Raw genomic sequence first — 22,828 nt, 5'->3', positions numbered from 1 at the left:
ATCGGCGGAAAGAGTGCCGCAGAGTCGGCAGGGCGGACAGCAGCAGGTTAAATTGTAACAATGAAGATGTTACATTCAAATTCAGGCAGGAGGAAAAATGTAATGAAAAGATCTATGAAAACCATGGATGGTAACCATGCAGCAGCTCATGCTTCCTATGCATACACAGATGTTGCAGCCATCTACCCCATCACACCGTCTTCTGTTATGGCAGAAGCTACTGATGAATGGGCAACACAGGGAAGAAAGAACATTTTCGGACAGACTGTTCAGGTAACAGAGATGCAGTCTGAAGCCGGAGCAGCAGGTACGGTACACGGTTCACTGGCAGCAGGTGCTCTGACCACCACTTATACTGCATCTCAGGGACTGTTGCTGATGATTCCCAATCTGTACAAAATTGCAGGTGAGGGGCTTCCGGGCGTATTTAATGTATCCGCGCGTTGCGTGGCAACTCATGCACTGAACATTTTTGGTGATCATTCTGACGTATATGCCTGCCGTCAGACCGGTGCGGCAATGCTCTGCGAATCTTCTGTACAGGAAGTTATGGACTTAACTCCGGTTGCACACTGTGCAGGACTGGAAGGACATCTTCCTTTCATCAATTTCTTTGATGGATTCCGTACTTCCCACGAGATTCAGAAAATTGAAACATGGGATTATGAAGACCTGAAAGACATGGTGGATCTGGATGCAATCGACGCATTCCGCAGGAATGCACTGAATCCGAATCATCCCCGTCAGGATGGTTCTGCTCAGAACCCGGATATTTTCTTCCAGACCAGAGAGTCCTGTAACTCCACTTACGATGCATTACCGGCAATCGTACAGAAATACATGGACAAGGTAAATGAAAAAATCGGAACAGACTACAAACTGTTCAACTACTATGGAGCTGCTGATGCCGACAGAATCATCATTGCTATGGGTTCCGTATGTGATACCATTGATGAGACCATTGACTACTTAATGGCAAAAGGCGAGAAAGTGGGCGTTGTAAAAGTACGTCTGTATCGTCCGTTCAGCAAAGAAGCACTGATTGCAGCAATTCCTGATACGGTTAAGACCATTGCTGTATTAGACAGAACCAAAGAGCCTGGCTCTCTTGGCGAGCCTTTATATCTGGATGTGGTAGCAGCATTAAAGGGAAGCAAATTCGACGCTGTTAAGATTACAAGCGGCCGTTACGGATTAGGTTCCAAAGATACCACACCGGGACAGATTATCGCTGTATACAACAACACTGAGAAAGAAAGATTCACCATCGGTATCTATGATGATGTAACCAACCTTTCTCTGGAAGTAAAAGAAGATCCGGTTACCACACCGGAAGGGACCATCAACTGTAAGTTCTGGGGTCTGGGAGCTGACGGTACTGTTGGAGCAAACAAGAACTCCATCAAGATTATCGGTGACAACACAGACATGTTTGCTCAGGCATACTTTGATTATGATTCCAAAAAATCCGGCGGCGTTACCATGTCCCACCTGCGTTTCGGTAAGAAAGCAATCAAATCTACTTACCTGATCAAACAGGCGAACTTCGTGGCATGTCACAATCCTTCCTATGTACGCAAGTACAACATGGTTCAGGAACTGGTACCGGGCGGAACATTCCTTCTGAACTGCTCCTGGACTCCGGAAGAACTGGAAAACCATCTGCCTGGACAGGTTAAGAGATACATTGCGGAAAACGATATCCAGTTCTATACCATCGACGGTATTAAGATTGGTAAGGAAATCGGACTTGGCGGACGTATCAACACCGTGCTTCAGTCCGCATTCTTCAAACTGGCAGCTATTATTCCGGAAGAAAGAGCCATTGAGCTGATGAAGGCTGCTGCAAAGGCAACCTACGGCAAGAAGGGCGACAAGATCGTACAGATGAACTACGATGCAATCGACGCCGGAGCAACCGGAGTTGTTAAGATTGACGTACCTGCAGGCTGGAAAGACGCTCAGGATGAGAGCTTTGCAAAGGTTGCAACCGGAGACAGAAAAGATGTTGTTGATTTCGTAAACGACATCCAGATTCCGGTAAACGGACAGGAAGGTAACAGAATTCCGGTATCCGTTGTTAAGAAATACGAAAACGGACAGACTCCTTCCGGTTCTTCTGCATATGAGAAACGCGGTATCGCAGTTGACGTTCCTGTATGGAATCCGGAAAACTGTATCCAGTGTAATATCTGTTCCTATGTATGTCCTCATGCAGTTATCCGTCCGGTAGCTCTGACAGAAGCAGAGGCTTCCAATGCACCGGAAGGAATGCAGACACTTCCTATGACAGGAATGCCGGAGTACAAGTTCAGCATGACCATTTCCGCGCTTGACTGTACCGGATGCGGCTCCTGTGCAAATGTATGTCCTGGCAAGAAGGGCGAGAAAGCTCTTACCATGCAGAACTGCGAAGCAAATGTGGGCGAGCAGGCATTCTTCGATTATGGTCTGACTACAGAGAAGAAAGTGGACGTAGTAGAGAAATTTAAAGAGAATACCGTAAAAGGTTCTCAGTTCAAACAGCCGTTGCTTGAGTTCTCCGGAGCCTGCGGCGGATGCGGTGAGACACCTTATGCAAAACTGATTACACAGCTGTTCGGTGACAGAATGTACATTGCAAATGCAACCGGATGTTCTTCCATCTGGGGTAACTCTTCACCGTCCACACCTTATACCGTTAATGAAAAAGGACATGGTCCTGCATGGTCCAACTCCTTATTCGAAGATGCTGCAGAGTTCGGCTATGGTATGCTGCTGGCTCAGAAGGCAATCAGAGAAAAACTGAAAACAAAAGTAGAAGCCCTGGTAGCAGAAGGCAAAAATGCAGACGTTGCAGCAGCAGGAAAAGAGTGGCTTGACACTTATGGAATCGGCGCTGTAAACGGAACAGCTACAGATAAATTAGTTGCAGCTCTGGAAGGATGCGGATGTGACGCTTCCAAAGAAATTCTTGCTGAGAAAGATTTCCTGGCTAAGAAATCCCAGTGGATCTTCGGTGGTGACGGATGGGCATACGATATCGGATTCGGCGGCGTTGACCATGTTCTGGCAAGCGGACAGGATATCAACGTAATGGTATTCGATACAGAAGTTTACTCCAACACTGGCGGACAGTCCTCCAAGGCTACACCTACCGGAGCAATTGCACAGTTCGCAGCAGGCGGAAAAGAAGTGAAGAAGAAAGACCTGGCTTCTATCGCAATGAGCTACGGCTATGTATATGTTGCACAGATTGCAATGGGTGCTGATTACAATCAGTGTATCAAAGCTCTTGCAGAAGCAGAAGCATATCCGGGACCGTCCCTGATTATCGCTTATGCTCCATGTATCAACCATGGTATCAAGGTTGGTATGAGCAAAGCTCAGACAGAAGAGAAGAACGCTGTAGAAGCTGGTTACTGGCATAACTTCCGTTTCAATCCTGCATTGAAGGAAGAAGGAAAAGCAGCATTCTCCCTGGACAGCAAAGCACCTACCGGAGATTACAAGGCATTCCTGAACGGAGAAGTTCGTTACAATGCCCTTGCAAGATTCAATCCGGAAAGAGCAGAAGAACTGTTTGCTGTATCTGAGAAACATGCAAAAGAGCGTTATGAATATCTGAACAAATTAATCACTTTATACGGTGATAAATAAGATGGAACGAAGAATCCTGCTTTGCAGGATTCTCCGCCTGCGGCGGGTCGTTCCTTTAAGATAAGAAAAACTCCCCTCCGGATTCCGGAGGGGAGTTTTTTTGTTCTTCTATATGAAGTTTGAAATTCTTTTTCTGTGGGAATCAGAATTTTATGAATAATATAATCTGGAAGATATGGTTTTCACAGAAGCAGTCTATGGTTCCTTCCGTTTTATCGGAGAATGTCAGCACACTCTGCATGCCAAGACCGTGATTTCTGCCTTTTTCACTTTTGGGAAGCCCGGTTCCGGCGTCAAAGGCAATGTTGTCATGACATTCATTTTTTACATGAATCAGCAGATGTTCCTGGGTACAGTGGACTTTCATTTCTATCCAGCGCTGTTCCTTTTCATAGTTTTTCACACATCTTATGGCATTTTCAAACAGGTTTGCAATCACCGCGGTAAATTCATAATCGTTGACCGGAATTTTTTCCGGAACCAAAAGATCCAGCGTTACCCTGATACCGAATTTGTCTGTCCACTTTATCATCTCAGAGATAATGGTGTTGACAATCAGATTTTTACAGTAACAGGTCACTTTATGTTCGTCCATAACATCATTGACATGAAGTATGATTTTGTTGATTTCCTCATATTCCCCCTGGCTTAGGAGCTGATGAATGATTCTGGAATAGTGGCGCATGTCATGACGCAGGATCCGGAGTTTCTTTTCGGATTTTTCCACCATATAATACTGATCTTCCAGGCCCCTGATATAAGTTTCAAACAGTACATTTTTGTAATAGATATCTTTTCTTTTGGAATCACTTTCAATATATCTCAGCACCACCACATAAGACACGCACATGGTAATCATCATGCACAGGATACCCGGAATGTTCTGGGGATTGTCGTACAGGGTATAAGGAAAAAATGCAATACAGGAAAAACTGCAGTAAAAAAAGACAGGGATCAGGCAAAGTTCCCACCAGCCTTTGGTGTATTCCGTTTCATATTGCCTGAGCCATATGTTTCGGAGGCTTTTATAAAGTATGTACAATATGACAAAATGCACTGCAAAATTTGCCGTCAGGGCCAGCGCCGTATTCTGTGTCTGAATCAGCAGAATGGGCGCAAAAGCGCTTCCCAGAATCGTATAATTGGAAGCACTCAGGCCGATAAACAGGACTTTGCTGTTTCTTTTTCTGGAAATCAGAATGCCCGTGAGCTGAGTCACGCAGATTTGCAGGAGAGTAACAGCAAAGTAGCATATATCATTGTCCGGAAATATATTCAGCTTGATTATGTCAGTGAAATTCAACAGCAGAAAAGAAGAAAGGCAGATCAGCCTGGTTACCCTTTCAGAATAGCGGTGAGTGATAAACAGGTAGAGAAATGCCATTAAAAACAAATGACTGATCATATAGGAGATATTGTTAAAATAATTCATGCTGTTTCCTTATCTGTACTGTTCTGAAATAAAGGTGAGGTACTGTCTCTTTACGTTTGCGGTGTTCTTTTTACTGATTGGAATATGAGTGCCGCTGTCCATGGTAATGCTGTTTCCTTCCAGTTTTTTTATATAATTCAGGTTGACAAGAAAAGATTTGTGAACCTGCATAAAACTTTTTTCTGTTATCAGGTCTTTTATCTCATCATCAAAAGATTTACGGATAAAAATACTGGTAATTACAGAGCCGTCTGTTAAATATACGTTCAGCATACGGGAGGCGTTTTCAATATATTCAATTTTGGAACAGGGGATGGATACCATGCCGGTTCTGGTTTTCACCAGATACAGAGGCCCCCTTTTGGATTCACGGTAAGAGCGGGCATAATCCATGGCTTCAAAAAATTTATCTTCGGTGATTGGTTTTAAAAGATACCTTACTGCGTGCACGTCATAGGCATCCAGTGCAAAGTCATCGGAAGAGGTAGTATAAATAATGGCGGCGTCGCTGCCGGAACGTTTGATCTGATTGCCGATATCAATGCCTGTTGTCCCGGTCATGATAATGTCCAGGATATAAATGTCAGCCATCTTTTTTTCCCGAATTTTTTCAGACAGGTGAGAAGGATTTACAAATTTCTCTGTGGTAAATTCTGCCTGGGGATAAAGTGCCCTGTATTTTTTCAGCAGAAGCTCAATTGCTGCCAAATCTTTCATACTGTCATCACAGATTGCAATTTTCATTTATTTTTCCTCAAAAAAATACTGCAAAAACAATTACATAACTGTATTTATTTTGCAGTATATGTTATGTTAAATTATATGATAAGGCCGGCTTATACCATAACCTGTCATTTGCCGGACAGGTTATGGTATATCTGTACGGGGTCAGATTTATAAGTATTATAATATAAGTATATGGAAAATGCAAGGCCTGTTCCCGGAGCAGCCAGAGGAAGGAAAAGTAACAGGGAGAAAGATTATGTCAGAAAAAAGAGTGACCATTGCAGATATTGCAGATGAACTGGGGGTAAGCACTGTCACCGTTTCCAATGTCATTCACGGGAAAACAAAAAAAGTTTCGCCCAGGACGGTCCGGCGGGTGCAGGAGCTTCTGGAAGAAAGACGGTATATTCCCAGTATGGCGGGAATTTTGCTGGCTATTCTGGCATGTGAATTTTTCTGGAGTCTGGGAGAAAATGTATATGCGGTTATTTACGGACATATCGGTACGGAGTCCTGCGCAGCCATGACCCTGACCACACCGATGCAGGTTCTGTTTATGGGTATGCTGAGCGGACTGGCTCAGGCGGCCGGAATTCTGACAGGAAAAACCCTTGGACGAGAAGAATATGACCGGGCCTTTCAAGAGTCCTTAAAGCTGATGAAATACGGGCTGGTAGCTTCCGGAGTTCTGTCTGTTCTGCTGATTCTGTGCAGCCGGTATTATGTGGAGATGTACGGTGTCAGCCGGCAGGTAAAAGAACTTGCATGGCAGATTATGGAAGCCTTTGCACTGATAGCGCCGGTAAAAGTTCAGAATATGATTCTGGGCGGCGGTATTTTAAGGAGCGGCGGAAAACCGGTTATGTGATGACGGTGGATTTCGTGGGTACCTGGCTGTTCGGAGTTCCGCTGGGAGTTGTGGCGGCCTTTGTATGGAATCTGTCCATTCCCTGGGTTTATTTTATCCTGTCCCTGGAAGAATGGGTGCGGTTTCTGATTTCTGTCCTTATATTCCGGAAAGGGAAATGGATGGGGAGCCTGCCGGAAATCTCTTAAAAAAGCCGGGCTGCTGCCAAAAAGACAGGAAAATTCAAAAAATCAGTTCCCATATGGAAGGTTTTATGGTAAAATGTCCAGTGAAATTTTGAAGAATTTTGAAGAATCCGAAGGAGTGGGGACATGATAAAGGTAGTAAAGTTTGGCGGAAGTTCTCTGGCAAATGCCGGACAGTTCGCAAAGGTCGGGAAAATCATCCGGGCGGATGAGAATCGCAGGTATGTGGTGCCCAGCGCGCCTGGAAAACGCAACGCCAAAGATACGAAAGTAACAGACATGCTTTACCAGTGCTATGAGCTGGCAGAAGCAGAAGAGAATTTTACATCTCTGCTGAAAAAAATACAGGAACGGTATGATTCCATTATCAACGGGCTGAACCTGAATTTTTCTCTGAACAGGGAATTTGAAGTGATAGGGGAAAATTTCCGGAAAAAAGCGGGGGCGGATTATGCGGCTTCCCGCGGGGAATATTTAAACGGAATCATTATGGCAAATTACCTGGGCTTTGAATTTATAGACGCGGCGGAAGTGATTGTGTTTGGAGAAAACGGGGAATTCGATGCGGATAAGACCAATCAGATTTTAGCCCGGCGGCTGAAAGACTGTGAGCATGCGGTGATTCCCGGATTTTACGGCGCCAGAGAAGACGGGAGAGTGAAGACCTTTTCCAGAGGAGGCTCTGACATTACCGGTTCCATTGTGGCAAAAGCGGTACGGGCAGATATTTATGAGAACTGGACTGACGTGTCAGGATTTCTGATTGCAGATCCCCGGATTATCAAAAAGCCGGAAGTTATCAAGGTAATTACCTACCGGGAACTGCGGGAGCTGTCCTATATGGGTGCAACCGTCCTTCATGAGGATGCGGTATTTCCTGTGCGCAAAGAAGGGATTCCCATCAATATCCGCAACACAAACGCCCCGGAGGATGAAGGGACTCTGATTGTGGAGAGCACCTGCCGCCAGCCGGATTATACCATTACCGGAATTGCAGGGAAGAAAGGCTTTGTGGCAGTCAATATTGATAAAGATATGATGAATGCGGAGGTGGGATTTGGCAGAAAAGTTCTCTCAGCCTTTGAAGAGCATGGAATTTCCTTTGAGCATGTGCCTTCTGGTATAGATACCATGACAGTGTTTGTCCATCAGGAGGAATTTGAAGGAAAAGAACAGCAGGTATTGTCTGCAATTCATCGTCTTGCCCAGCCGGACAGCATAGATCTGGAAGGGAATCTGGCGCTGATTGCTGTGGTAGGCCGGGGAATGAAATCCACCAGAGGGACAGCCGGAAGAATTTTTTCCGCTCTTGCCCATGTGAATGTAAATGTAAAAATGATTGATCAGGGGTCCAGTGAGCTGAATATTATTATCGGTGTGCAGAACAGTGACTTTGAAGAAGCAATTCGGGCCATTTACGATATTTTTGTGGTGACTCAGATATAAAATTGCAGCAGATATGAAAAGGTGTGTGGAAAATGCAGAATTTTTTCATGTGCCTTTTTGTTGTTTTGTTTTATAACAGTTTCAGAGAAATGTCAAAATACGGAAGAAATTTTGAGGAAGATATGTTAGAATAGTCAGGAACAAAACAGAAGGAGTATGAGTCTATGAGCAGAATACGCAGATTTTCCATTGGAAATCCTATTAATACAGAAGCGGTGGTACAGAACCTGCCGGAAGCAAAGGGAGAGTTTCCGTATTTCACCCGGATACAGAGCACAGAATCATCCGGGATCAATTTACAGGAGACCATGGAACAAAAGGATTACCTGTTGTATCCGCTGGAGCCGGAAACACGGATTTATGGTCTGGGAGAAAATATCAGGGGAATAAACAAACGGGGCTGGATTTATGAGAGCAACTGTACGGATGACCCAAATCATACAGAAGACAGACGTTCCCTGTACGGGGCCCATAATTTCTTTGTGGTGGACGGGCAGGAAACTTTTGGGGTATTCCTGGACTATCCTGGGAAACTGACGCTGGATATGGGATATGAACGGATGGACGAGCTGCGTATTACGCCGGAGGACTGGAATCTGGATTTGTATATTCTGGAGGGAGACAGTATAAGGGAAATTGTAAAAGCGTTCCGGCAGTTAATCGGAAGAAGCTATATCCCTCCCCGGTGGGCCTTTGGATTTGGCCAGAGCCGCTGGGGATATCAGAGTGCGGAGGATATCCGGGAAGTGGTAAAAGGATACCGGGACCATGGGATTCCTCTGGACAGCGTGTATCTGGATATTGACTATATGGAGGATTTTAAGGATTTTACCGTAAATCAGGAACGGTTCCCGGATTTCCGGAAGTTTGTGGAAGAAATGAAGCAGGAGCATATTCATCTGGTGCCTATTATTGATGCCGGCGTAAAGACAGAACAGGGCTATGATGTATACGAGGAAGGCCTGGAGCATGGTTATTTCTGCAAGGATGAGACAGGAAAAGAATTTACGGGAGCAGTCTGGCCTGGAAAAGTACATTTTCCTGACGTGCTGAACCGGGAGGCCAGAAACTGGTTTGGAAGGAAATATCAGTTCCTGCTGGAACAGGGGATTGAAGGATTCTGGAATGACATGAATGAGCCGGCCATTTTCTATTCCGAGAAAAATCTGGAATCGGTGATGGAGAAAATCAAATCCATAGAAAGCCGGAATCTGGATATGTGGGAAACCTTTGCACTGAAAGATTTGGTCAACGGACTGGCCAATAATCCGGAGGATTATAAGAGCTTTTACCACGATATGGATGGCAGAAAAATCCGCCATGACAAAGTGCACAATCTGTATGGCTTCGGCATGACAAGAGCGGCGGGGGAAGCCTTTGAAGAGCTGGAGCCGGAAAAAAGGATTCTGATTTTCTCCCGTTCCTCCTATATTGGCATGCACCGTTACGGAGGAATCTGGATGGGAGATAATCAGTCCTGGTGGTCTCATCTGCTGATGAACCTGAAAATGCTTCCGTCCCTGAATATGTGCGGATTTTTGTATACCGGGGCAGATCTGGGCGGATTTGGCTCAGATGTTACGGAGGATTTGCTGCTGCGCTGGCTGGCGCTGGGGATTTTTACCCCTCTGATGCGCAACCATGCGGCTCTGGGTACCAGAGAGCAGGAATGTTACCGTTTCACTCAGACGGAAACTTTCCGCAATCTCATTGGGATTCGCTATGGCCTGATGCCGTATCTCTACAGCGAATACATGAAAGCGGCCCTTGGGAATGAAATGCTGTTTCAGCCTCTTGCTTTTGTATATCCGGAAGATGAACATGCGAAAGAAGTGGAGGATCAGCTTCTGCTGGGAGAGAGCATTATGATTGCACCGGTTTATACCCAGAATGCCGGGGGAAGATATGTGTATCTGCCGGAGCCCATGAAGCTGGTAAGGTTAAAGAGTATGGAACAGACGGAGACTGAGATACTGGAGCAGGGCCATTATTATATTGAAATTCCGCTGGATGAAGTGGTGTTCTTTATTCGTCCGGAAAAAATTGTACCTTATACGGATTCCGGCCAGTATATGGACGCGCTGGAAGGCCAGGAACTGAAATTTCTGCATTTTGTCACGGAAAGGGCAGAATATGAATGGTATCAGGATGACGGATACGGGAAGGATTATGAAAATCCTGTCCACAGTAAAAAACTGGTTGTGGAAGTTTCTGCGGCAGATAAGGGTTGAGGATGAAATATGGAAAATGGAATGTTTGACGAAAATGTAAGGATGGGTTCCATTCTTTACGATGCCAAAATCGGATTGTGGTACATTGAAGTGGAAAAAGGGAAACCGGAGCGTATGTTTGCGGACCGGGCCATGCTGGAACTGCTGGGCCTTGAGGGAGATCCTACGCCGGAAGAATGTTACCGTCACTGGTATGAGAGGATTGAAAAATCCTCCATAAGCCTTGTGGAGGAAGCGGTGGGAACCATGATTTCCGGACAGCACGGAGAAATCAGTTATCCCTGGTACCATCCCGCACGGGGAAAAATGTATGTACGGTGCGGGGGAACCCTTGACCGGGGATATACGAAGGGGGTTCGGTTCCGGGGATATCATCAGGATATTTCAGAGATGGTTTCTCTGCGGAAAGAAACAGAGAAGCTGCGCAGCTTTAATGAAACTATGCTCCTTTCCCTGAAAGATCTGTATATTTCCGTTATGATACTGGAGGTGGACAGGGAGGAAGTCTATCCTGTCCATCTGACCAGCGAAGGAAAATCAATGATTACGAAAGAATCCATATTGCAGAATGCTCTGCAGGAGCTGGTACAGTTTTATCATCCGGAAGATCAGGACAGGATGCGCAGGGAAATCACTCTGGACTATCTGAAATTTCAGATGGAAAGCGGGAAAGAGAAATTCATCCGGGAATACCGGAGGAATATTAATGGAGAATATCACTGGGTGAGCGTTACCTGTTACTTTATGCCCAGATTTTCTCAGAACAGGAAAGTTCTGATTGCAATTCAGGACATTGACGAACAGAAACGGCAGGAAAAAGAATATCAGGAATATTTGAAAAATCGTTACGAAGGCAATATGCAGATTCTGCGGATGTCCCTGAAAAATACCAATATCCTGGAATATTTTTATTATCCCAAAGACAATAAGGTTGTTCTGCCGGGAAAAACGGCCCGTTATTACGGATGTGCGGAAGAATTTTCAGATGTAAAGCGGGATTTTGCAGAGGCGCTGGTGGATCAGGAATATTATGACCTGTTTTGCCGGGTTCATGAGTATATCAGAGACGGCGGGAAGAACGACTATTTCTATTACAGCTCCTGCCAGGGGAAATTCTGGTGCAAATGCAGTATTTCCAGCGTAAATTTCGATGAAGAGGGGAAGACTGTCTTTGCAGTGGGAATTATTGAGGACCTGACGCAGCAGCGGAAAATGGAACGGGAAAACGAGCGGTATCAGTCTATCTATAAATTTACCGTGGACACAGAGTATGACGGAATTGGTATTATTGATGTGCTCAACGGTCATACGGATGTAAAGGTTGCGGAACATATCAATCCCAAAGAACCAATTAAACAGGGAACATTTTCAGATATTAAATCACGGTTTATTGACATTTTCATGTGTGCCGAGGACCGGAAGCGCTATCGCGAACGTACCATTACCCTTCAGACCATTCTGGAAGAACTTGACCGGACAGAGGAAGAGGTGCGCTACTATTTCCAGGGACGGGAAGAAAAAGGAAAAAATCACAAGGAATGTACCATACGGTATTTCAATGAAGAGCATACAAAACTGTTTGCCTGCGTCCGGGATATTGAGCAGCAGGTGCTGATGGAAGAAGAAAGCAGGCAGGCGCTGCAGCAGGCATTTGAGGCGGCAGAGCAGGCAAACCGGGCGAAGAGCGAATTTTTAAGCAAAATGAGTCATGATATCCGCACGCCCATGAACGCCATCGTGGGAATGACAGCCATAGCGGAAGCCAATATCGAGGACAGAGAACGGCTTGTGGACTGCCTGAATAAAATTACCATTGCCAGCAACCATCTTACCAGCCTGGTCAATGAAGTGCTGGATATGAGCCGAATTGAAAGCGGCAAGATGAATCTGGTAATTGAAGATTTTGATTTGAAAGAACTGATTGATGAGGCGGCTGCTATTTTCCAGACAAAAGTAGAAGAAAAGCATCAGCATTTTGAACTGGCCATGAACATTGAACACCGGAAAGTAATGGGAGATTATCTGAGCCTGCAGAAGGTATTTCACAATATTCTGGGCAATGCGGTGAAATATACCCAGAAAGAAGGCAATGTGGCCTTTCGGGTGGAGGAACTTCCTTCTCTGCACCAGAATTACGGATATTACCGGTTTGTCATCGAAGACAACGGGTACGGTATGTCAGAAGAATTTCAGAAAAATCTGTTTGAACCCTTTGAGCGTTCCGGGGATCCCCGTGTGGAAAGTCTGGAGGGTACGGGGCTTGGCATGACCATTGCCTGGAATCTGGTACAGCTGATGCAGGGAGATATACAGGTGGAAAGCGAGCTGAACAAAGGGTCAAAATTTATTATTACACTGTTTCTGCCTTTACAGGATGAGATGCAGGACAGTGCGGAAGATGACCCGGAAGCAGGAGAAGAGAATGCTTCTTTCCCCGGAAAACGTGTGCTGCTGGTAGAGGATAACGAGCTGAATATTGAAATTGCAATGGAAATCCTGCAGATGTTTGAACTGGAGGTAATCCTTGCATACAATGGAAAAGAAGCGGTGGATCTGTACCGGAAGCAGGAAGAGGGATATTTTGATATTGTATTTATGGATATTCAGATGCCTGTAATGGACGGTTATACTGCAGCCAGGGAAATCCGCAGCAGCAGCCGGAAGGATTCGGACAGAATACCCATAGTGTCCATGACTGCCAATGCTTTTTCAGAAGATGTGCAGAAAGCCATACATACGGGGATGAATGATCATGTGGCAAAGCCCATTGATCTCCGGCTTCTTGTGAAAGTGCTGACAAAATGGCTGGCGTAAGGGATAAGGAGTATACGAACAATGGCAGAAATAAAATGGGATAAACTGGACAATACAGCCCATCTGTTTCCTGTAATTGCAGGGGAGAGCATGAGCAATGTGTACCGGATTTCCGTTACTTTAAAAGAAAATATCAGACAGGAGATTTTACAGGAAGCCCTGGAACGGGTGCTTCCCTGGTTCGATGTATTTCGGGTGCGTATGCGCTATGGGGTATTCTGGTATTATTTTGAGACAAATCAGAAACCCGCTCCGGATGTGAAAGAAGAATACCGGTATCCCTGCCAGTTTATTTCCCCCAATCGGAACCGAAATTACCTGTTCCGGGTCAACTATTACAAAAACAGGATTAATCTGGAAGTATTTCATGTGCTGACAGACGGAATGGGGGGGAATCACTTTTCTCAAGGAACTGACCTATCAGTACCTCCGCCTTGCTCACTCAGAGCTGCAGGAAAAGATGGGGGATGGACTGTGCAGTGATACTTCCCTGAACCGGGAGGACAGTTATCTGAAAAATTATAAAAAAGGCCATAAAAAAGGCTACAAGACAGAGCGTGCTTTCCTGGTGAAAGGAGAGAAGCTAAAACCTCTGCAGCTTGGGGTCATGCACGGATATATGCCTGTGAAGGCACTGAAAAAGGTGTGCAACGGATATGGGGTATCTGTCAACGAATATCTGGTGGCTTCCTTTCTGTGGAGCATATATCAGGAATGCCTGCATGGGATGCCCTGTAAGCGGCCGGTCAGTTCCTGTGTTCCTGTAAATCTGCGGCCTTATTTTGACTCCATTACCATGAAGAATTTTTTCGTGATTATATCAGCTGTCTTTCGACCGGAAAAGGAAACCTATACCTTTGAAGAGGTGGTGCAGATTGTGGCGGAGAGCCTGCGCAGCCAGATTAACAGGGAACATCTGGAGAATCTTTTTGCTTACAATGTGTCCAATGAGAAAAATTTTATCCTGCGGGCAGTGCCTCTTTTTATTAAAAATATTGCCATACGCTATGTGTACCACAGCAGTGCCCTTGCCAATACCACCACGGTCACCAATATCGGAAATATTCAGGTGCGGGAAGAGTATCAGGACTATATTGAAGGGTTCCGGGCCTTTCTGTCCATGTCTGAAGGGCAGAATATTAAAGGAACCATCTGTTCTTACCGGGATACGCTGGTATTTACCATCAGCAGCAATCTGGCGGATGTGTCTGTGCAGCGAAGATTTTTCCGGCGCCTTTCACAGGATGGAATACCGGTGAGAATTGAGACGAATGGAGTATATGACGAATGAGAGAATGTAAAAAATGCCGGGTGGAAATTCTGGATGATACCAGAGTCTGCCCTCTGTGCAGCAGTGTTCTGGAAATATCCGGGGAGCCGGGAACGTGCACCGGTTATCCGGATGTAAAATCTACCGTGCGGAAACTGAATTTTATTGTAAGGCTGTACAGCTTTCTGGCTATTATCACGGAAGTGACGATGATTATTGTAAATTATCTGAATTTTCACGGAGTCTGGTGGTCGGCGGTCAGCGGCATCTGTATTCTGTATTTTTATATTACCCTGAAATATTCTCTGCAGAAAAATAAGGGGTATCAGACGGTGATTGTTGTGCAGGTGGTGGGGGCTGTGCTCCTTGTGATTGCGGCGGACTATATTGTAGGGTACAGGGGCTGGTCTGTAAATTATGCGTTGCCGGGTGCAGTGCTTCTGCTGGACTTTACCATCGGCAGCCTGATGATCGTAAATGCCTCTAACTGGCAGAGTTATATTCTGATGCAGATTTTTACAGCGCTGGTTTCGGTTGTCTGTATGGTGCTGCTGTGGATTGGGATTATCACCAGGCCCATGTTTTCCCTGGTGGCTCTGGCGGTATCTCTGTGTATGCTGCTGGGCACGCTGATTTTCGGAGAACGACGGGCAAAGGCAGAATTAAAACGGAGGTTCCATGTGTAGGGGAGCGGGCCGGAGGAGGAATTATGAGAGAAGTCAGCGTCAGGGGAAAAGTGATTCGTGACATGATTGCCCATGTGGCCAATGACAATCTGATTGGAAGAAAAATAAAGACAGGAGAGCTGCGGAAGAATCTGGTGGAGCCTAAATGGCACTGTCCGGACTGTTTTTACCTGGAGGAAATCGGAATGCCGAATTTTCAGATGGAGTATTTGTGCAGCAAAGAGTCACCGAGAAAGGACTATGTGATTTTGCAGCTTCACGGAGGGGGATACATCGGAGCCATGCGTAATGCCTACCGTTCTTTTGCAGGCCTTTACTGTGAAGTCAGCAGAGGCATGAGCGTGCTCACCATTGATTACCGGGTGGCTCCGGAAGACCCGTATCCTGCAGCCCTGGAGGACGCAGCGGCTGCCTGGGACTGGCTGAAACGGGCAGGATGGCACAGCAGACAGATTATCGTGGCCGGAGATTCGGCAGGAGGAGGTCTGGCGCTGGCTCTTTGCATGTATCTGAAGGATCGCAACAGGCGGCTGCCAGGGGGCCTGATTCTCATGTCTCCCTGGGCGGACCTGACAGCCAGCGGGCCTTCCTATGAAGATAATTATGAACGGGATCCATTGTTTGGAAAAACCAGGGACAGCCTGATTTATAACCGGGATTATGTGGGATGGCATGACCCAAGAGAGCCTTATATTTCCCCCATGTTCGGAGAATACCAGGGATTTCCGCCCATGCTGATTCAGGCTGGCTCCATGGAGATGCTGCTCAGTGATTCTGTTGTGGTAGCCTATAAGGCGAAGCAGCGGGGAGTGAAAGTTCGTCTGAGCATATACGAAGGCATGTTTCATGTATTTCAGATGGGAATGATGATGATGCCGGAGTCTGTGGAAGCCTGGAAGGAAATCGGCAGATACTTTGAAGTGGTAACAGGCAAACGGGATTTTAGCCGGAAAACTTAATATGGTTTCTGCATGGCAGGCCAGTCCTTAAGAATAACAAATAAACTCCTTTCTGCATAGAGTAATAGAAATGCAGCAATGGAGTTTTTATGATTCATATATTAGTGCAGGTACTTTACGGTACCGGATTCACATTTCTGATGACTTCTCTGGGGGCGTCACTGGTGTTTTTCTTCCGCGGAACCATTGGTGAAAAACTGAACCGGGCTTTTCTGGGATTTGCCTCCGGTGTTATGATAGCAGCCTCCGTCTGGTCTCTGCTGATTCCTTCCATGGAACAGAGCAGCGAGCTGGGAATGCCTGCCTGGCTGCCGCCCGCAGCCGGATTTGCTCTGGGCGGATGTTTTCTGTATCTGGTGGATAAGACATTACCCTGGTTTCATGGAGACTGCCGGGAATGCAGCCCCTTCTTTTCCAGAGACTGCCGTGCAGCCTGCTGCCTTGCAGAAGAAAGAGGGAGTGAAGAGACACGGAAAAAGAAAGACGGGACGAAACTGCTGGTACTGGCAGTTACAATGCATAATATCCCGGAGGGCATGGCGGTAGGCCTTGCTTTCGTCCTGGCGGGGCAGCATCCTCAGGATCCGGTGTATCTGGCTTCCGCCATGGGTCTTGCCATGGGAATCGGGATTCAGAATTTCCCGGAAGGAGCCGCCATCTCTCTGCCGGTTCGGCAGGCCGGTGCAGGAACCATGAAAGCCTTTCTCACCGGCTGTCTTTCCGGGCTGGTGGAACCCCTGGCCGGAATTCTTGTATTCCTCACAGCGGCAGCAGTCGTTCCGCTGATGCCCTGGCTGCTTGCATTTGCAGCAGGAGCCATGATTTATGTGGTGGCAGATGAAATGATACCCCAGGCTCAGCCTGACGAGTCATCCAATGTGGGAACCATTGGAGTTATGACCGGTTTTCTGATTATGATGGTGCTGGATGTGGCACTGGGCTGAACAGAACAAAGCGGGAGCCCATTTCAGCCACATCATAGGATTCCCTCCGTTGTGTGAGAAAACGGAGGGAAAGGACTCTGTATCCGTATGACTGATTTTTTCTTTTACAGGAGATGGGGAATGGGAAGATAGCAGGGAAGTCCCTGTTCAAAAGTAATTTCCGATTCTCCCTGAATCAGGGGCCTTAAATAGGAAATCATTTTATCCGTCACATCATTTCCCTGGGTATTGATAAATTCTGCAGGAACAGATTTTACCTGGTTGGCAATCTCGGATACCGGTGCGTCGCTGCAGACAGTCTGATAAGGATCGTCACCGGTGCGCCGAAGGATTACCATCCGGCCGGTGTTTCCCTGGGCAGCCAGAGAGACACCGTGAATGCCCTGCCGGAAAGATTCATCCAGATCTGTCCGGGAAGAGGCCAGGGAGCTGCAGCGCTGCAGAATATTGAATTCAATGGAACGTACTTTTACATCCAGCCGGTCTTCCACCAGATATTCCAGAGTTTTGCCGGCTCCCCTCAGGCGGCTGTGGCCAAAGTTGTCAGTGGTTCCTCCGGAGGCGCTGATATATTCTCCGTTTTTATCCCGGATTCCCTCTGAAACAGCAACAATCACATTGTCGTATTCCTGGAGAAGGCTTCTCACATCGTCCAGAAAATTTTCCGTGTCAAAAGGACGCTCCGGCAGGTAAATCAGGTGCGGGGCGGCGCAGTATTCATTCCGGGCCAGGGCAGCGGCGGCAGTCAGCCATCCGGCGTCACGTCCCATAATTTCCACAATGGTGACGCTTTTCATATTGTAAATGGCAATGTCATGGAAAATTTCCAGCATGGAGGAGGCCACATATCTGGCGGCTGAACCAAAACCAGGCGTATGGTCCGTCACACATAAATCATTGTCAATGGTTTTGGGAATACCGATAATACGGACGGGACTTTTCATGGAGGCCGCATATGCAGAAAGTTTGTCCACGGTGTCCATGGAATCGTTTCCTCCAATATAGAAAAATGCCGCGACTTCCAGTTCCTGAAATACCCTGAAAATAAATTCATAGGTGTCTTTGCCGTCTTCCGGTTCTGGCAGTTTATAACGGCAGGAGCCCAGGTACATGGCCGGACTTACCATCAGACGGTGAATGGTTTCCTGGTCTCTGAAATCGTCTGTAAGATCCAGAAAACGTTTTTCCAGAATCCCCGTAATCCCGTTAAGGGCGCCGTAAATATGCTCGTAATCGGGATGATCCAGAATGCCCTGAATCACGCCTGCAAGGCTGGCATTGATAGCGGCTGTGGGACCTCCGGACTGGGCAACAATACAATTTTTCATGTGAATTCTCCTTTTTATATACTGATTATACGAACTAAATTTTATTATATTTTGAAGAAAAAGGCAAACAAATATGAAAGGTATTTTATTTGATATTTGACTTTTCATGGAAAACAGGATATACTTACTTAACTGTTTATGAACAGAAAATATCATTTAAGATTAAATGACGGGGCAGTGAAATCATTGTGATACAGAATGACAGGAGAGGTATATTGAATGAAGGTAGTAAAAAAATTGCGGGGTGATTCCTGTTTTGACCGTTATTTTTTCGGGATTCTGGTTGCGATTGAACTTCTGATGTCCTTTACTTTTTTAGGATATATTCATATACCGCCTATTTCCGTTACAGCGGCATATCTTCCGATTCTGGTGGCAGGATGCCTGTTTGGGCCGCAGCAGTCAGTACTTATGGGAGTTGTTTTCGGAGTCGCCAGTATGTATAAGGCGTCTGCTTCTTACGTTTTGCCTGCAGATGCGGTGTTTTCTCCATTTTTGAGCAGTTCTCCCATGAACAGTATTTTGCTGAGTGTGGGAACAAGAGCATTGTTTGGACTTCTTGTGGGAATTGCATTCCGCGCCATGCGAAACAGAAAATACGGTGGCCTGTGGATTGGTATATTTTCTGTAATTGCCCCAAAGATACATTCTTTACTGGTTTATTCTGCCATGGGATTTTTATTTCCGGAACTTGGGTATCATTACACCAGTGCCTTTCATTATGACTGGGACGATGCTTTTTTTGCGGCAGTCTGCGTTATTGTGGTGGAAGCGCTGTGGGGTTTTTATCAGAAAGATACTGTTCAGAAAGTCAGACAGTGTATTGATCAGTCAGGAAATAATCCTTATGCTTCCAGAAAAATGAACATATTTTTTGCCGGGTTTGAATGCTTTCTGCTGTGTATGGCTGTTTCCGCGGCAGTTTATTTTTCACAGAGAGAATCCTATATGCTGGAACAGCATGGGATAGTGGTATCTGACCGGATTTCATCTGAGTTGTTCCATTTGCAGATACAGTTTCTGGTGGCTTCTCTGGCGCTGAATATGATTTCGGTTATCCTGCTGATTTCCATTTACAAATACATGTCTTACAAAGAGTATCAGGGAGAGATGGACGGACTGACCGGTGTAATGGGAAGAAGAATGTTTCTTTACCATTGTGAGAAAGCGCAGAAAGATGTCGGTGCGGCACAGGAAAGAACGGGCTGGTTTCTGTTTGTGGATGTGGATTATTTTAAGGAAATCAATGATACTCTGGGACATTCTGCCGGGGATCGGGTTTTAAGAAAAATTGCGGGAGAGCTTCAGAATACCTTTGAAGAACATGGAACTGTGGGAAGAATCGGCGGAGATGAATTTGCTGTTATCATCGAGAGTTCCATGACCTGTGAGGAGATGGACCGGCGGCTGGAACAGTTTCTGAAGGCGATTTCCGGTATACTGCCGAATAAAAAGGTGAGCTGCAGTATCGGCGCCTGTCAGTTTGCATTTCCCCGGAATGTGGCCCATATACTGGCAGAAACAGATCATATGCTGTACAGGGCGAAAGAAAATGGCCGGGCCTGTTATGTGATGAAAACATGTACTTCTGAAGAAGCGGACGAAGACATGGAAACATAGAATTTTTACGGAATCAGGCATTTTGCCGAAACCATGAAATGAAAGACCAGGAGATGGGAATTATAATTCTGTCACCTGGTTTTTTGTTTTTTTATTCTATAGGAAATTCCGCTGGATTTCCTATAGAATAAAAAAACAATGATGCGCAGCTCGCGGGGTTGATGTTTATTGCTGCGCAATCTTTTTTATCTGAAGAAATTGCCGGCAGATGAAGAAAAGCTGAATTTAGTCATATACTGGCAGGAAAAATATGGTATAATATCGAGAGATATTAAATAACAGAACGGAGGATAATCATGAAATTTTCAGAAATGCCATATCAGAGACTGGACAGAGAAGAGACAGAAGCAGCCATGCATTCCCTGACACAGCGCCAGAAAGAAGCGTCCGGAGGAGAAGAACAGTTCGAAATCCACAGAGAATATTATAAACTGAATGACCACATCAGAACCTGCAGGACTCTGGCCATCATTCGTCATGATATTAATACAGCCGATGAATACTATGAGAAAGAACAGAAATTTTATGACGAGGTAAGACCCGTGCTGGAAAATCTGGATAACGAGTATCACAAAGTATTGTGGGAATCCCCATACAGGTCTTACCTGGAAGAAAAAATCGGGCCGGTGGCTTTTAAAAATATGGAGCTGGATTTTAAGGCCATGGACGAAAAACTGATTCCTCTGATGCAGGAGGAGAATGCATTGGCCAGCAGATACTCCAAACTGATTGCCTCAGCGGAAATATCCTTTAACGGAGAAATCTGCAATCTGTCCCGAATGGGGAAATTTATGTCAGATACCAATCGGGATGTCAGAAGACAGGCATGGAAAGCCGTCAGCGATTATTTTATGAGCATAACCGGAGAAATTGACAATATTTATGATGAGATGGTAAAGAACCGCACAGAACAGGCCAGACAGTTGGGCTATGAGAATTATATTCCCCTGGGTTACTGCAGGATGCACCGGAACAGCTATGGCCAAAAAGAGGTGGAAAATTTCCGCAGGCAGGTAAAGGAATACATTGTGCCTCTGGCCACGAAAATCCATGAAAACAGACGGAAACGCCTGGGACTTGAAAAACTTTCTTATATTGATAATAATATGTTTTTTGCAGACGGGAATCCTGAACCGGAAGGCACTCCGGAGGAAATTCTGGCCAAAGGGCAGGAAATGTACCGGGAACTGTCTCCCGAGACCAGAGAATTTTTTGATTTTATGATGGAAAATGAACTGCTGGATGTGCTTGGCAGAAAAAACAAAGTGCAGGGCGGTTATATGGATTACCTTCCGGAATTTGAATCTCCCTTTATTTTTGCCAATTTCAACGGAACCAGCGGGGATGTGGATGTGATTACCCATGAATGCGGACATGCGTTTCAGGGCTATCTGGTGCGGAAAGAAGAGATTCAGGAATATCTGGATATTACCATGGAGACAGCAGAAATCCATTCCATGGCCATGGAATATTTTACGGAAAAATGGATGGAGCAGTTTTTTGGCAGCCGGGCAGAGGATTATCGCCTTATGCATCTGGAAGACGGAATCTGTTTTGTGCCCTATGGCTGTATGGTGGACGAGTTCCAGCATATTGTCTATGAGCATCCGGAACTGACTCCGGCGGAACGCAAGGATGTATGGAAAAAGCTGGAGCAGGAATACCGCCCCCATATGAACTATGAGGATGATCCGTTTTTCGGAAACGGAGGATGGTGGCAGAGGCAGGGCCATATTTTTCAGAATCCGTTTTATTACATTGATTACTGTCTGTCCACGGTCTGCGCCCTCCAGTATAAAATGAAAATGGACCTGAATTACAAAGAAGCCTGGGAAAGTTATCTGGCTTTGTGCAGGATATCAGCACGGAAATTCTATGTGCCCATGCTGGAAGAAGCCGGACTGAAAAATCCTTTTGCAGACGGGTGTATTCAGGAACTGGTGGAGCATTTTGAAAAACTGGTACTGTAACAGAAAACAGGAATGGGAAGTCAGAAAAAGGATATGATAAGCAGGGAGGCATATATGGATAAGATAATGGAATACTTTTCTGCAAACGGAGCAGAATTTCTGCACCTTTTGCTGGAGCATATGGGAATCAGTGCAGGTGTGGTGCTGCTTGCCATTTTACTTGCAGTTCCGTTGGGAATTCTGTGTTCTCATTATGAAAAACTGCAGCTTTTTCTGGAACGTTTTTTCGGGGTGCTCAGGATTATGCCCGGCCTTGCAGTGCTGCTGCTGTGCATTCCGGTTATGGGAACCGGGATAAAACCTGCGGTGACTGCACTGACTATTCTGGCTGTTCCGCCCATTCTGATGAATACCGTACAGGGATTCCGGTCCCTGCCGGAGGAAATTCTGGAGGCGGCAGAAGCCATGGGAATGAGCCGGACAAGGTGCTTTTTTTGTGTCAGGCTGCCGCTGGCTTTTCCTGTCATGTATGCGGGAATCCGGACAGCGGCGGTGGAAGTGATTGCAAGCGCCACTCTGGCTTCTTATATCGGAGCCGGAGGACTGGGCGATATTATTTTTACAGGGCTGGGACTGATGCGGATGGACCTTCTGTACATCGGAGGGGTTTCCGTGGCAGTTTTATCTCTGCTTACAGGTTATGTACTGGACCGTATTTACCGATATCAGACAAGATATCTCTGCAACTGAACATTTACAACAGGAGGAAG

At 46.0% G+C, this 22,828-nt stretch carries 17 protein-coding genes; 14 read left to right on the top strand and 3 right to left on the bottom strand.

The features are described 5' to 3' along the window. The first annotated feature begins 102 nt into the window (after nucleotides 1–102). Nucleotides 103–3,639, top strand: coding sequence for a pyruvate:ferredoxin (flavodoxin) oxidoreductase (gene nifJ, locus C805_RS17390; RefSeq protein ID WP_016215252.1), 3,537 nt, complete (start codon nucleotides 103–105; stop codon nucleotides 3,637–3,639). Between the two features lie 142 nt (nucleotides 3,640–3,781). Here the strand turns inward: nifJ and C805_RS17385 are convergent, their stop codons facing one another. Together C805_RS17385 and C805_RS17380 are read right to left on the bottom strand one after the other, a co-directional pair. Next, nucleotides 3,782–5,071, bottom strand: coding sequence for a GHKL domain-containing protein (locus C805_RS17385; RefSeq protein ID WP_016215251.1), 1,290 nt, complete (start codon nucleotides 5,069–5,071; stop codon nucleotides 3,782–3,784). Nucleotides 5,072–5,080: 9 nt separating this feature from the next. Next, entirely contained in the window at nucleotides 5,081–5,815 is a 735-nt protein-coding gene (locus C805_RS17380) for a LytR/AlgR family response regulator transcription factor (protein WP_016215250.1), read from the bottom strand. Nucleotides 5,816–6,053: 238 nt separating this feature from the next. Between C805_RS17380 and C805_RS17375 the strand changes: the two genes are divergently transcribed. The 10 genes from C805_RS17375 to C805_RS17345 all read left to right on the top strand — a co-directional run bounded on the left by C805_RS17375 (nucleotide 6,054) and on the right by C805_RS17345 (nucleotide 17,200). Further along, entirely contained in the window at nucleotides 6,054–6,665 is a 612-nt protein-coding gene (locus tag C805_RS17375; protein WP_016215249.1) for an MATE family efflux transporter, read from the top strand. Continuing rightward, a complete protein-coding gene (locus C805_RS25365; RefSeq protein ID WP_155957643.1) occupies nucleotides 6,662–6,853 on the top strand; it encodes a hypothetical protein in 192 nt (63 codons plus the stop codon). The genes C805_RS17375 and C805_RS25365 overlap by 4 nt, the downstream gene beginning before the upstream one ends. A 123-nt stretch (nucleotides 6,854–6,976) precedes the next feature. Then, on the top strand, nucleotides 6,977–8,296 hold the full coding sequence (locus C805_RS17370; protein WP_016215247.1) for an aspartate kinase: 1,320 nt from the start codon (nucleotides 6,977–6,979) through the stop codon (nucleotides 8,294–8,296). Nucleotides 8,297–8,460: 164 nt separating this feature from the next. Continuing rightward, nucleotides 8,461–10,527, top strand: coding sequence for a glycoside hydrolase family 31 protein (locus C805_RS17365; RefSeq protein ID WP_016215246.1), 2,067 nt, complete (start codon nucleotides 8,461–8,463; stop codon nucleotides 10,525–10,527). 9 nt (nucleotides 10,528–10,536) lie between these two features. Next, nucleotides 10,537–13,341 carry a PAS domain-containing hybrid sensor histidine kinase/response regulator gene (locus C805_RS25360; RefSeq protein ID WP_016215245.1) on the top strand — a complete coding sequence of 935 codons (2,805 nt, stop codon included), beginning with the start codon at nucleotides 10,537–10,539 and terminating at the stop codon, nucleotides 13,339–13,341. A 21-nt stretch (nucleotides 13,342–13,362) separates the two neighbouring features. Further along, nucleotides 13,363–13,824, top strand: a complete 462-nt coding sequence (locus C805_RS27575; protein ID WP_016215244.1) for a hypothetical protein — start codon at nucleotides 13,363–13,365, stop codon at nucleotides 13,822–13,824. Continuing rightward, complete coding sequence (locus C805_RS17360) at nucleotides 13,802–14,632, top strand: hypothetical protein (protein WP_016215243.1); 831 nt, start codon at nucleotides 13,802–13,804, stop codon at nucleotides 14,630–14,632. The genes C805_RS27575 and C805_RS17360 overlap by 23 nt, the downstream gene beginning before the upstream one ends. Continuing rightward, entirely contained in the window at nucleotides 14,629–15,297 is a 669-nt protein-coding gene (locus C805_RS17355) for a DUF6320 domain-containing protein (RefSeq protein ID WP_016215242.1), read from the top strand. Before C805_RS17360 ends, C805_RS17355 begins: the two co-directional genes overlap by 4 nt. 23 nt (nucleotides 15,298–15,320) lie before the next feature. Beyond that, nucleotides 15,321–16,256: an alpha/beta hydrolase gene (locus C805_RS17350; RefSeq protein ID WP_016215241.1), complete on the top strand. Its 936-nt coding sequence runs from the start codon at nucleotides 15,321–15,323 to the stop codon at nucleotides 16,254–16,256. 89 nt (nucleotides 16,257–16,345) lie between these two features. Beyond that, nucleotides 16,346–17,200, top strand: a complete 855-nt coding sequence (locus C805_RS17345) for a ZIP family metal transporter (RefSeq protein ID WP_016215240.1) — start codon at nucleotides 16,346–16,348, stop codon at nucleotides 17,198–17,200. A 104-nt stretch (nucleotides 17,201–17,304) separates the two neighbouring features. Here the strand turns inward: C805_RS17345 and C805_RS17340 are convergent, their stop codons facing one another. Next, nucleotides 17,305–18,528, bottom strand: coding sequence for a 6-phosphofructokinase (locus C805_RS17340; protein ID WP_016215239.1), 1,224 nt, complete (start codon nucleotides 18,526–18,528; stop codon nucleotides 17,305–17,307). Nucleotides 18,529–18,747: 219 nt separating this feature from the next. On the opposite strand from C805_RS17340, the gene C805_RS17335 reads away from it, so the two are divergent. The 3 genes from C805_RS17335 (at nucleotide 18,748) to C805_RS17325 (ending at nucleotide 22,808) form a co-directional block, all read left to right on the top strand. Then, nucleotides 18,748–20,148, top strand: a complete 1,401-nt coding sequence (locus C805_RS17335) for an ECF transporter S component (protein ID WP_016215238.1) — start codon at nucleotides 18,748–18,750, stop codon at nucleotides 20,146–20,148. Between the two features lie 296 nt (nucleotides 20,149–20,444). Beyond that, nucleotides 20,445–22,118: a M3 family oligoendopeptidase gene (locus tag C805_RS17330; RefSeq protein ID WP_016215237.1), complete on the top strand. Its 1,674-nt coding sequence runs from the start codon at nucleotides 20,445–20,447 to the stop codon at nucleotides 22,116–22,118. A gap of 54 nt (nucleotides 22,119–22,172) precedes the next feature. Continuing rightward, nucleotides 22,173–22,808 (top strand): ABC transporter permease, encoded by a 636-nt coding sequence (locus C805_RS17325; protein ID WP_016215236.1) that lies wholly within the window; start codon nucleotides 22,173–22,175, stop codon nucleotides 22,806–22,808. The last annotated feature ends 20 nt before the right edge of the window (nucleotides 22,809–22,828 follow it).

Source organism: Eubacterium sp. 14-2 (genome assembly GCF_000403845.2).
In the GTDB taxonomy this organism is placed as follows: domain Bacteria; phylum Bacillota; class Clostridia; order Lachnospirales; family Lachnospiraceae; genus Petralouisia.
The sequence above is the reverse complement of the archived record's forward strand: the minus strand, read 5'-3'. Positions and strand labels throughout refer to the sequence as shown.

Coding starts and splice junctions, on each gene's coding strand:
- nifJ (WP_016215252.1), top strand. CDS start 103: ATGAAAAGATCTATGAAAACCATGGATGGTAACCATGCAGCAGCTCAT.
- C805_RS17385 (WP_016215251.1), bottom strand. CDS start 5,071: ATGAATTATTTTAACAATATCTCCTATATGATCAGTCATTTGTTTTTA.
- C805_RS17380 (WP_016215250.1), bottom strand. CDS start 5,815: ATGAAAATTGCAATCTGTGATGACAGTATGAAAGATTTGGCAGCAATT.
- C805_RS17375 (WP_016215249.1), top strand. CDS start 6,054: ATGTCAGAAAAAAGAGTGACCATTGCAGATATTGCAGATGAACTGGGG.
- C805_RS17370 (WP_016215247.1), top strand. CDS start 6,977: ATGATAAAGGTAGTAAAGTTTGGCGGAAGTTCTCTGGCAAATGCCGGA.
- C805_RS17365 (WP_016215246.1), top strand. CDS start 8,461: ATGAGCAGAATACGCAGATTTTCCATTGGAAATCCTATTAATACAGAA.
- C805_RS25360 (WP_016215245.1), top strand. CDS start 10,537: ATGGAAAATGGAATGTTTGACGAAAATGTAAGGATGGGTTCCATTCTT.
- C805_RS27575 (WP_016215244.1), top strand. CDS start 13,363: ATGGCAGAAATAAAATGGGATAAACTGGACAATACAGCCCATCTGTTT.
- C805_RS17360 (WP_016215243.1), top strand. CDS start 13,802: ATGGGGGATGGACTGTGCAGTGATACTTCCCTGAACCGGGAGGACAGT.
- C805_RS17355 (WP_016215242.1), top strand. CDS start 14,629: ATGAGAGAATGTAAAAAATGCCGGGTGGAAATTCTGGATGATACCAGA.
- C805_RS17350 (WP_016215241.1), top strand. CDS start 15,321: ATGAGAGAAGTCAGCGTCAGGGGAAAAGTGATTCGTGACATGATTGCC.
- C805_RS17345 (WP_016215240.1), top strand. CDS start 16,346: ATGATTCATATATTAGTGCAGGTACTTTACGGTACCGGATTCACATTT.
- C805_RS17340 (WP_016215239.1), bottom strand. CDS start 18,528: ATGAAAAATTGTATTGTTGCCCAGTCCGGAGGTCCCACAGCCGCTATC.
- C805_RS17335 (WP_016215238.1), top strand. CDS start 18,748: ATGAAGGTAGTAAAAAAATTGCGGGGTGATTCCTGTTTTGACCGTTAT.
- C805_RS17330 (WP_016215237.1), top strand. CDS start 20,445: ATGAAATTTTCAGAAATGCCATATCAGAGACTGGACAGAGAAGAGACA.
- C805_RS17325 (WP_016215236.1), top strand. CDS start 22,173: ATGGATAAGATAATGGAATACTTTTCTGCAAACGGAGCAGAATTTCTG.